Consider the following 10,274-nt stretch of genomic DNA (forward strand, 5'->3'; position numbering starts at 1 on the left):
TTATACTTAGTTTATAAGATAGAAACAAGGCGCGAGTAAATCGTGCCTTGTTTTCTACAATTAACACCATTATACATACATAATTTTTTAGCAATTTACATTAAGCCGATTTAATGGCTGAATTTATGGTTAAGATGATTTAGTACATATTTTTTTTCGATTCATAAGCGCGAAACTAAAATGGCCGAGGGTTATTATTTCCTGTCCCCTGGCAAAATATGATACAATGCAATACATACCTGCTCGAAAGCAGCAGAAAAAACTGTTACTTAACTTATCGTTTGCTTATGAATCGCAGCTTTATATATGTTTAGAAGTTCTCAAGGGGTGAAGGCATTGTTCAAATTTAATGATGAAAAAGGACAGCTTAAATGTTCTTTCTGCGGCAAGACGCAGGATCAAGTCCGCAAATTAGTAGCAGGGCCAGGCGTCTATATCTGTGACGAGTGTATTGAATTATGTACAGAAATCGTTGAAGAAGAACTTGGCACTGAAGAAGAAGTTGAGTTTAAGGATGTTCCAAAACCACTGGAAATCCGTGATATTCTTAATGAATATGTAATTGGTCAGGACCAGGCTAAGAAGAACCTATCTGTAGCCGTTTACAATCACTATAAGCGTATCAACTCAAACAGCAAGATTGATGATGTTGAATTATCAAAAAGTAATATTGCGATGATCGGGCCAACAGGAAGCGGTAAAACATTGCTTGCTCAAACATTGGCGCGTATTCTCAATGTACCGTTCGCAATCGCTGATGCAACATCACTGACAGAAGCAGGTTATGTTGGTGAAGACGTTGAAAACATCCTTCTAAAATTGATCCAATCAGCTGATTACGATGTAGAAAAGGCTGAAAAAGGTATCATTTATATCGATGAAATCGATAAGATTGCCAGAAAATCCGAAAACCCTTCTATTACTAGAGATGTTTCCGGTGAAGGTGTGCAGCAGGCGCTCCTGAAAATTCTTGAAGGAACAGTTGCAAGCGTACCGCCACAAGGTGGACGAAAGCATCCGCATCAAGAATTCATCCAGATCGATACGACGAATATCCTGTTCATTTGCGGCGGAGCATTCGACGGTATCGAACAAATTATTAAGCGTCGCCTCGGCCAGAAAGTAATCGGCTTTGGCTCTGAAAAGAAAGAGGAAGACTTAGACAAGAAGGAATTGTTGTCAAAAGTCCTTCCAGAAGATTTGCTTAAATTCGGGTTAATCCCTGAATTCATCGGCCGTCTTCCGGTAATTGCCAGCCTGACTCCGCTTGATGAAGAAGCGCTAGTCGAAATCCTGACAAAACCGAAGAACGCTCTTGTAAAACAGTATCAAAAAATGCTAAACCTAGATGATGTCGAGCTTGAATTCGAAGACGATGCACTAATAGAAATTGCCAAAAAGGCAATTGAACGCAAGACAGGTGCCCGCGGACTTCGTTCAATCATCGAAGGCATCATGCTGGACGTCATGTTCGACCTTCCATCCCGAGAAGATATTGTTAAATGTGTCATCACAAAGGAAACAGTCGAAAATAACATGCCTCCAAAGTTAGTATTAGAGGACGGAACAGTCCTTAAAGACGAAAGAAATTCAGCATAACATACAAAGTCCCGGTGAACATTCACCGGGATTTTTTTCGTTTATAAACCCCTCTCTGAAATTAAAAATTCCAGTAGAGCCAGAGGCAACTTCGGACAGGTTTGGTGATGGAAGAGGAAAAGCTGTCAAAATTAAGGTCAACTTCGGACAGGTTTGGTGGTGGAAAAGGAAAAGCTGTCAGAACCACAGAAAACCTGAGGTCATGTTGGCAGAATTTAATAATTTCCACTCAGACTAGGGTCAGTATAGGTGGAAAAATTCACTTGAAAATATTGTTTATTCCAACACTCTCAGGGGGATACTAGGTTAAAGCCAATAGTATCAACTTACGGGAGGGAATGTACATTGAGTTGGACCGGAATCGCCTTGTTTATACAGCTGTTTTTCGGAATCATCATTGGGCTGTATTTCTGGAATTTACTTAGGAATCAGCGGACGCAAAAAGTATCAATAGATCGGGAATCCCGAAAGGAAATGGAACAGTTAAGAAAGATGAGATCGGTCTCCCTGAGTGAACCGCTTGCCGAAAAAGTCAGGCCATCCAGCTTCAAGGACATTGTCGGACAAGAAGATGGAATCAAGGCACTTAAAGCAGCGTTATGTGGCCCTAATCCGCAGCATGTCATCATTTATGGGCCACCGGGAGTAGGAAAAACCGCCGCGGCCAGGCTCGTGTTAGAAGAAGCAAAGCAAAACCAAAAATCTCCCTTCAAAAAATCTTCAGTATTTGTTGAGCTGGATGCTACAACGGCCAGGTTTGATGAGAGAGGAATTGCTGACCCGTTAATTGGTTCTGTTCATGATCCAATTTATCAAGGGGCAGGTGCAATGGGACAGGCTGGCATTCCTCAGCCGAAACAAGGTGCTGTGACCAATGCCCATGGAGGAGTTTTATTCATTGATGAAATTGGTGAACTTCACCCAATCCAGATGAACAAGCTTTTAAAAGTACTGGAAGACAGGAAAGTGTTTTTAGAGAGTGCGTATTATAATGAGGAAAACACGCAAATCCCTAGCCATATCCACGACATCTTCAAAAATGGGCTCCCGGCAGACTTCCGCCTTGTAGGCGCGACGACGAGAACTCCTAGCGAAATCCCTCCAGCAATCAGATCGAGATGCATGGAAGTATTTTTCCGCGAGTTGACCCAGGAGGAAATTTCAGAGGTAGCAAGGAATGCAGCTGATAAAGTACAACTGACTATGAGTGAAAAAGCGATTGAAATCTTATCAAATTATGCACGAAATGGCCGAGAAGCCGTAAATATGGTCCAAATTGCTGCTGGACTGGCCATTACCGACGAAAGAACTTACATTAAGGAAGAGGAAATTGAATGGGTCGTTCATTCGAGCCAGCTGACACCAAGGATGGAAAGAAGAATCAATGAAAAGTCAACGGTCGGCCTTGTCAATGGACTGGCTGTGTATGGACCAAATACCGGTGCGCTTCTTGAAATCGAAGTTACTGTTATTAAAGCGAAGGAAAAGGGCTCAATCAATATCACTGGCATCGTCGATGAAGAGAGCATCGGGGGACAAGGAAAATCAATCCGCAGAAAGAGCATGGCGAGAGGTTCGATTGAAAATGTCATCACCGTTCTGAGATCGATGGGTGTTCCAGCTGATGAATTCGACATCCATGTAAATTTCCCTGGCGGTACCCCAATCGATGGTCCATCTGCCGGGATCGCAATGGCGACGGGGATTTATTCAGCAATCTATAAAATCCCAATGGACCATACAGTTGCAATGACCGGAGAAATTAGCATCCATGGGAATGTAAAACCAATTGGCGGTGTCTATCCAAAAGTGAAGGCAGCGAAAAAAGCAGGTGCCAAGAAGGTAATCATTCCGCAGGAAAATCTCCAGACCATCCTTAATGAAATCACAGATATAGAAATCATTCCTGTCACACACCTGAATGAAGTGTTTGAAATTGCACTTGAGAAAGATCATCCAAGGGAGCAAATCATCAAAGCTGCCAGTGACTTAACGGCAAAAGAAACGAGCTAGAGTGATAAAAAGAACGCTTGCCGGCGTTCTTTTTTTACGCTGTTTTGTTGCTGTTTCGTCTAAAGTTAACCAAACAGTAAAAACGGGTTTATTTTTCCCTGAAAAAGGAAAGAGGGTGTAATGAAGGTTAGCATGCTGTAGGTTGCTATCTTCAGAAAAAAAAGCTGCCGTTTGCTCTTGAAAGTAACTTCAGATGTGGACATATTTTCACATGAATATCAGGATACTAATCAATGAGGCAAAACGGTGCTAACTGCTCTTGTTATTAGACACTTGAAAATAAATACGATAGAATTGAACAACAAAGTATTATTATACTTATGGTTTGATACAATGCATGTTGGAGGTGCAATGTCATGGCGAATAAGAATGAGCACACTGTCCCACTCCTGCCGCTGCGCGGTTTGCTTGTGTACCCGACGATGGTTCTGCATTTGGATGTAGGACGAGAAAAATCGGTACAGGCATTGGAGAAGGCAATGGTGGATGACCATTTAATCTATCTCACAACCCAAAAGGATATATCCATAGATGAACCAGGCGAGGAGGATTTGTACCAGATGGGTACATTGACTCGCGTCAAACAAATGCTGAAGCTCCCGAACGGAACGATCCGCGTGTTGGTTGAAGGATTGTCCAGAGCTGAAATCATCGAACTTTTTGATGAGAATGACCATTATTCCTGCAAAGTAAGAACCTTCGAAGATGATGAATCGAAGGATGTCGAAGATGAAGCATTAATGAGGACAATGCTTGAGTATTTCGAACAATACATAAAAATGTCCAAGAAGATCTCTGCGGAAACGTATGCATCTGTTTCTGATATTGAAGAACCGGGTAGGATGGCTGATATCATCGCCTCCCATCTGCCGCTAAAGCTTAAAGAGAAGCAGGAAATTCTCGAGACGATTGACATCAAGGACCGGATGAATCGTGTCATCGAAATCATCCACAATGAAAAAGAAGTGCTGGGCCTAGAGAAAAAGATCGGTCAGCGTGTAAAGCGTTCCATGGAACGTACGCAAAAGGAATATTATTTGCGTGAACAGATGAAGGCCATCCAGAAGGAGCTTGGTGAAAAGGAAGGAAAGACAGGAGAAATTGCTGAGCTTACCGAAAAAATTCAGCTTGCTGGAATGCCTGAAAATGTGAAGGAAACTGCTTTGAAGGAACTTGACCGTTACGAGAAGGTTCCGACTACTTCTGCAGAAAGCGCCGTAATCCGGAATTATATTGAATGGCTTGTTGCTTTGCCATGGTCAAAGGCGACTGAAGATGACCTTGATATCAGCAAGGCGGAAAAAATCCTTGATAAGGACCATTATGGATTGGAAAAGGTAAAGGAAAGGGTTCTTGAGTATCTGGCAGTCCAGAAGCTGACGAACTCATTGAAGGGGCCGATCCTTTGTCTGGCTGGACCCCCGGGAGTCGGTAAAACGAGTCTTGCAAGGTCAATTGCCAAATCCCTGAACCGGAATTTTGTAAGGGTTTCATTGGGCGGAGTCCGTGATGAGTCAGAAATTCGCGGCCACAGAAGGACCTATGTCGGTGCTATGCCGGGCAGGGTCATCCAGGGGATGAAAAAGGCTGGAACGATTAACCCTGTTTTCCTTCTTGATGAAATCGATAAGATGTCCAATGATTTCCGCGGTGATCCGTCTTCCGCGATGCTAGAGGTGCTCGATCCCGAACAAAACCATAATTTCAGCGATCATTACATTGAAGAGCCATATGACCTTTCAAAAGTAATGTTCATCGCTACAGCCAATAATCTTTCGACTGTTCCAGGACCATTGCTCGACAGGATGGAGATCATTAATATTGCGGGCTACACAGAGCAGGAAAAGCTGCATATTGCCAAGGACCATCTCCTTCCAAGACAAATCAAGGACCACGGTCTATCAAAATCGCAGCTTCAGATGAAGGATGACGCGATTACGAAGGTAATTCGTTATTATACTCGGGAATCTGGTGTGCGCTCCCTTGAGAGGCAGCTCGCATCCATCTGCAGGAAAACAGCGAAAATCGTTGTTTCTGGAGAGAAAAAACGTGTGATTGTTAGCGAGAAGAACGTCGAGGACTTCCTCGGAAAGACTAAGTTCAGGTATGGGCAGGCTGAGTTGGAAGACCAGATAGGCGTTGCCACTGGCCTCGCTTATACAACAGTCGGTGGCGATACCCTTCAAATTGAAGTTTCCCTGTCTCCAGGAAAAGGCAAACTCGTCCTTACTGGTAAGCTAGGGGATGTCATGAAGGAATCTGCCCAGGCTGCCTTCAGCTATGTGCGTTCAAAAGCGAAGGATCTGGACATTGATCCGGACTTCCATGAAAAGAATGATATCCATATCCATGTTCCTGAGGGTGCTGTTCCAAAAGATGGTCCTTCAGCGGGTATTACGATTGCTACTGCGCTTGTATCTGCTTTGTCAGGCAAGCCGATCCGCAGGGAAGTGGGAATGACAGGGGAAATAACGCTTAGAGGACGCGTGTTGCCAATTGGCGGTCTCAAGGAAAAATCGTTGAGCGCCCACAGAGCAGGTCTAACCAAGGTTATTTGTCCAAAAGATAATGAAAAAGATATTGATGATATTCCAGAAAGTGTACGTAAGGAGCTTGAATTTGTGTTAGTTTCTCATTTAGATGAAGTATTGAAGCACGCTCTCGCCAGCGGTGATTCTCAATGAAAGTAAATAGTGCAGAAATCGTGATCAGTGCCGTAAGGCCTAGCCAATATCCGGAAAGTAATCTTCCGGAATTCGCCCTTGCAGGCCGATCGAATGTTGGTAAATCTTCTTTTATCAATAAAATGCTGAACCGTAAAAGCCTTGCGAGGACATCCTCCAAGCCAGGAAAGACTCAGACATTGAATTTTTACCTGATCAATGAAATGCTTCATTTTGTAGATGTTCCGGGTTACGGTTACGCTAAAGTATCAAAATCCGAACGTGAAGCCTGGGGCAAGATGATTGAAACTTATATTACCTCACGCGAACAATTGAAGGCGATGCTGCTGATCGTTGACCTGAGGCATCCGCCTTCCAAAGACGATGTGATGATGTATGATTTCCTAAAGCATTACGAGATTCCGGTCATCATTATCGCGACTAAAGCGGATAAAATTCCAAAGTCAAAGTGGCAAAAGCATTTGAAGATTACAAAAGAAACCCTTGATTTAGACCCGGACGACACGATCATTCTTTTCTCATCAGAAACAGGGGAAGGTAAAGACAAAGCCTGGTCAGTATTAGGAAGTTTCATGAAATAATCGTTTGTAATTAAGAAACCCGCACCGTGGATTATAACGGTGCGGGTTTAATTATTTCTTTTTTATGAATAACAGGTAAACACCGATAAGTATCAATGCTGCCGGCCAAAATCTCCATGCTGTCGCGACTCCATTTTCCAATAAACCAAGCCATCCGGTGATTCTGTCATAAAACAGAAGCAATCCTGCTAAAATGAGAAAGAGGACTCCGTGAAACAAGCCATTGCCTGTTTTCTGATAGCGGAGCAAGAACCCGAGAGCAATGATTAAAATGAAAGCACCCAGGTGATCTGGCCAGAGGTCGAATTTATTGACCACATGAAAGTGTACACCGAAGCCAACGAGGATCACACCTGGGAAGATGGCATCATAATCCTTTCCCCAGTACCCCTGGACCAAAAAGGCGGCTCCGACAATGATTAATAGTGTCGGCCACGTATAAAATTCATTGAACAACGAAACATTTTCCTGCTGAAGATAAAAATAGATTCCAAATCCGATTAATATCATTCCTGGTATAATTCTCTGATTTTTCATTCTTTCACCACTTCCAGAAAGGCTCACTTGAATTAAAGGACAAACTTTGATAAGGTACATTAGGGAGTATGTTTATTTGCTTTTGATATAGTATAAAAGTATAACAAACAGACAGACGAAATAGTTCAATTTAACCAATGCTATTATATATATATTTTTTCAACAGTTGTTCACATTTACAACATTAAAAGGTAAAAAACGTCGTGTATAATTGCCTTAGCCAATTATGCAATTTCTATGTGGGGGTGTCAATTAATAATGCATATTATCGTTGTCGGTCTAAACTATAAAACTGCCCCTGTTGAAATCCGCGAAAGATTGACATTCAACGAGGGAAACCTTGGTGAAGCGATGAGTGCCCTTCAGGAAAAGAAGAGCATCCTTGAGAATGTCATCGTATCAACTTGCAACCGTACAGAAATATATGCTGTCGTGGACCAGCTTCACACAGGCAGATATTATATCAAAGAGTTTTTATCTGAATGGTTCGGGATCCCTCAGGCAGAATTTACGCCGTTCCTGTTCATCTATGAACAAGATGGGGCAATTGAACATTTATTCAAGGTATCTTGCGGCTTGAACTCCATGGTGCTGGGCGAGACTCAAATCCTTGGGCAAGTGCGTTCAAGCTTCATGCTTGGCCTTGAAAAGAACACAACTGGAACGGTCTTCAACCAGCTATTCAAGCAGGCAGTCACTATTGCCAAGCGTGGACATTCCGAAACAGATATCGGGGCGAACGCAGTTTCTGTAAGTTATGCGGCTGTTGAGCTAGCCAAGAAGATTTTCGGGACTCTGGACCAGAAGCATGTGCTGATTCTTGGTGCCGGGAAAATGGGTGAGCTTGCGATCCAGAACCTTCATGCAAATGGTGCGAAAAAGGTGACGGTCATCAACCGTACTTACCAGAAAGCCGAGGATTTGGCGAATCGTTTCTCTGGCATGGCAAAAACTCTGGATGAACTTCAAACTGCGCTGGTGGATGCGGATATCCTCATCAGTTCGACAGGTGCGAAGAACTTTGTGGTCACAAAGGATATGATGGCAAAGGTCGAGCAAAAGCGAAAAGGAAAACCGTTATTCATGGTTGACATCGCTGTTCCGCGTGACCTTGATCCTGAAATCGCGACACTTGAAAATGTATTCCTTTATGATATCGATGATCTAGAGGGCATTGTTGAAGCAAATCTGCAGGAACGCCAAAAGGCAGCAGAGAAGATTCTGATCATGATTGAAAGTGAGATTGTCCAATTCAAACAGTGGCTGAATACACTTGGTGTTGTTCCGGTCATCTCTGCTTTGAGGGTCAAAGCCCTATCGATCCAGCAAGAAACGATGAACAGTATCGAACGGAAACTGTCGCATCTTTCTGATCGTGATATTAAAGTCCTTAACAAGCATACAAAGAGCATCATCAACCAGCTTCTGAAAGACCCAATTCTGCAGGCGAAAGAGCTTGCGGCTAGTCCTGATGCAGAGGAAGCACTCGATCTTTTCGTGAAGATTTTCAATATTGAACAGCTCGTCGCTGAACAAGAAGGAATTAAAACAGCTGAAACCAAGCAGGTAAAAGTTCCTTCGCCTCAGGCTTCTTTTCAGCCGTAGGAGAGGTGTTGCCCATGGGTGAACTTTATATTACGCGTCTCCATGAAATAACCATTGTGATTTATGCGGCCAGCGTGCTCTTATACTTTATCGATTTTCTTAACAGTAACCGGAGGGCAAACAAAGTTGCTTTCTGGTTACTTGCATTTGTTTGGGGATTCCAGACGATTTTCCTGTTATATTACATGATTGACAAAGGCCGTTTCCCAGTCCTGACGCTCTTTGAAGGGCTTTACTTTTATGCATGGGTGCTGATTACGTTGTCGCTGGCAATCAATAAGCTATTAAAAGTAGATTTCATTGTCTTTTTTACAAATATCCTTGGTTTCATCATCATGGCGATCCATACATTCGCCCCGGTGCAATATGATTCAAATGTTATGTCCGAACAGCTTATATCGGAACTTTTGCTCATCCATATCACCATGGCAATCCTGTCATATGGGGCATTTTCCATTTCAGTGGTCTTTTCGCTGCTTTATCTCATCCAATATGACCTTTTAAAGCGAAAAAAGTGGGGTAAGCTGTTATGGAGGATCACGGATTTAACGAAACTGGATTACTGGTCATACATATTGAATGTCATAGGAGTCCCGATGCTGATCCTCAGCCTGATCCTCGGGCTCCAGTGGGCGTGGATCAAGGTGCCTGACCTTGCCTGGTATGATGCCAAGCTGATAGGATCATTCATCGTACTCGCTGTCTATAGCATCTACCTGTATTTAAGGGTCGGCAAAGAAATGTATGGAAAATCGCTTGCCCTATGGAATGTTGCATCATTCCTGATTGTATTAATCAACTTTTTCCTTTTCGGAAAATTATCATCTTTCCATTTTTGGTACCAATAATAGGAGGCTGTCATGAGAAAAATTATCGTTGGCTCCAGACGGAGTAAGCTAGCATTGACACAAACAAATTGGGTAATTGAGCAGCTGAAAAAACTAGGTGCTCCTTTTGAGTTTGAAGTGAAGGAAATCGTTACAAAGGGAGACCAAATTCTTGATGTGACTTTATCAAAGGTCGGAGGAAAAGGCCTTTTTGTAAAAGAAATCGAACAGGCTATGCTTGATAAAGAAATTGATATGGCTGTCCATAGCATGAAGGATATGCCTGCAGTACTTCCGGATGGCCTTGTCATCGGGGCAATTCCAGAGAGGGAAGACCATCGTGATGTGCTGATTTCCAACGACCATGTACCTTTTAAAGAATTAAAACCAGGTTCAGTAATTGGAACAAGCAGCCTTCGCAGGAGCGC

At 43.0% G+C, this 10,274-nt stretch carries 9 protein-coding genes; 8 read left to right on the top strand and 1 reads right to left on the bottom strand.

Annotated elements, in window-relative coordinates:
* Positions 1 to 336 precede the first annotated feature (336 nt).
* The 5 genes from clpX (at position 337) to yihA (ending at position 6,877) form a co-directional block, all read left to right on the top strand.
* A complete protein-coding gene (gene clpX, locus ACH0QE_RS09500; protein ID WP_415800459.1) occupies positions 337 to 1,599 on the top strand; it encodes an ATP-dependent protease ATP-binding subunit ClpX in 1,263 nt (420 codons plus the stop codon).
* 107 nt (positions 1,600 to 1,706) lie between these two features.
* Entirely contained in the window at positions 1,707 to 1,904 is a 198-nt protein-coding gene (locus ACH0QE_RS09505) for a hypothetical protein (RefSeq protein ID WP_415800460.1), read from the top strand.
* A gap of 40 nt (positions 1,905 to 1,944) precedes the next feature.
* Positions 1,945 to 3,612, top strand: coding sequence for an ATP-dependent protease LonB (lonB, locus tag ACH0QE_RS09510; RefSeq protein ID WP_415800461.1), 1,668 nt, complete (start codon positions 1,945 to 1,947; stop codon positions 3,610 to 3,612).
* Between the two features lie 356 nt (positions 3,613 to 3,968).
* A complete protein-coding gene (gene lon / locus ACH0QE_RS09515; protein WP_415800462.1) occupies positions 3,969 to 6,296 on the top strand; it encodes an endopeptidase La in 2,328 nt (775 codons plus the stop codon).
* Positions 6,293 to 6,877 (top strand): ribosome biogenesis GTP-binding protein YihA/YsxC, encoded by a 585-nt coding sequence (gene yihA / locus ACH0QE_RS09520; RefSeq protein WP_415800463.1) that lies wholly within the window; start codon positions 6,293 to 6,295, stop codon positions 6,875 to 6,877. The genes lon and yihA overlap by 4 nt, the downstream gene beginning before the upstream one ends.
* A 51-nt stretch (positions 6,878 to 6,928) precedes the next feature.
* Here the strand turns inward: yihA and ACH0QE_RS09525 are convergent, their stop codons facing one another.
* A complete protein-coding gene (locus tag ACH0QE_RS09525; protein ID WP_415800464.1) occupies positions 6,929 to 7,414 on the bottom strand; it encodes a LiaI-LiaF-like domain-containing protein in 486 nt (161 codons plus the stop codon).
* A 258-nt stretch (positions 7,415 to 7,672) separates the two neighbouring features.
* Here ACH0QE_RS09525 and hemA point away from each other — a divergent pair, with 258 nt between their 5' ends.
* The 3 genes from hemA to hemC form a co-directional block, all read left to right on the top strand.
* Complete coding sequence (gene hemA / locus ACH0QE_RS09530; RefSeq protein WP_415800465.1) at positions 7,673 to 9,019, top strand: glutamyl-tRNA reductase; 1,347 nt, start codon at positions 7,673 to 7,675, stop codon at positions 9,017 to 9,019.
* A 14-nt stretch (positions 9,020 to 9,033) separates the two neighbouring features.
* A complete protein-coding gene (locus ACH0QE_RS09535; RefSeq protein ID WP_415800466.1) occupies positions 9,034 to 9,867 on the top strand; it encodes a cytochrome C assembly family protein in 834 nt (277 codons plus the stop codon).
* Positions 9,868 to 9,879: 12 nt separating this feature from the next.
* The coding region (gene hemC, locus ACH0QE_RS09540; RefSeq protein WP_415800467.1) for a hydroxymethylbilane synthase at positions 9,880 to 10,274 on the top strand (395 nt) is incomplete at its 3' end.

Origin of the sequence: Mesobacillus sp., assembly GCF_047739415.1 — a bacterium.
Lineage (GTDB): Bacteria > Bacillota > Bacilli > Bacillales > Cytobacillaceae > Mesobacillus.

Bases quoted from the DNA above. Each gene is read 5' to 3' on its own strand.
- ACH0QE_RS09535 (WP_415800466.1), top strand. From the start codon at position 9,034: ATGGGTGAACTTTATATTACGCGTCTCCATGAAATAACCATTGTGATT.
- ACH0QE_RS09525 (WP_415800464.1), bottom strand. From the start codon at position 7,414: ATGAAAAATCAGAGAATTATACCAGGAATGATATTAATCGGATTTGGA.
- hemA (WP_415800465.1), top strand. From the start codon at position 7,673: ATGCATATTATCGTTGTCGGTCTAAACTATAAAACTGCCCCTGTTGAA.
- yihA (WP_415800463.1), top strand. From the start codon at position 6,293: ATGAAAGTAAATAGTGCAGAAATCGTGATCAGTGCCGTAAGGCCTAGC.
- ACH0QE_RS09505 (WP_415800460.1), top strand. From the start codon at position 1,707: ATGGAAGAGGAAAAGCTGTCAAAATTAAGGTCAACTTCGGACAGGTTT.
- lon (WP_415800462.1), top strand. From the start codon at position 3,969: ATGGCGAATAAGAATGAGCACACTGTCCCACTCCTGCCGCTGCGCGGT.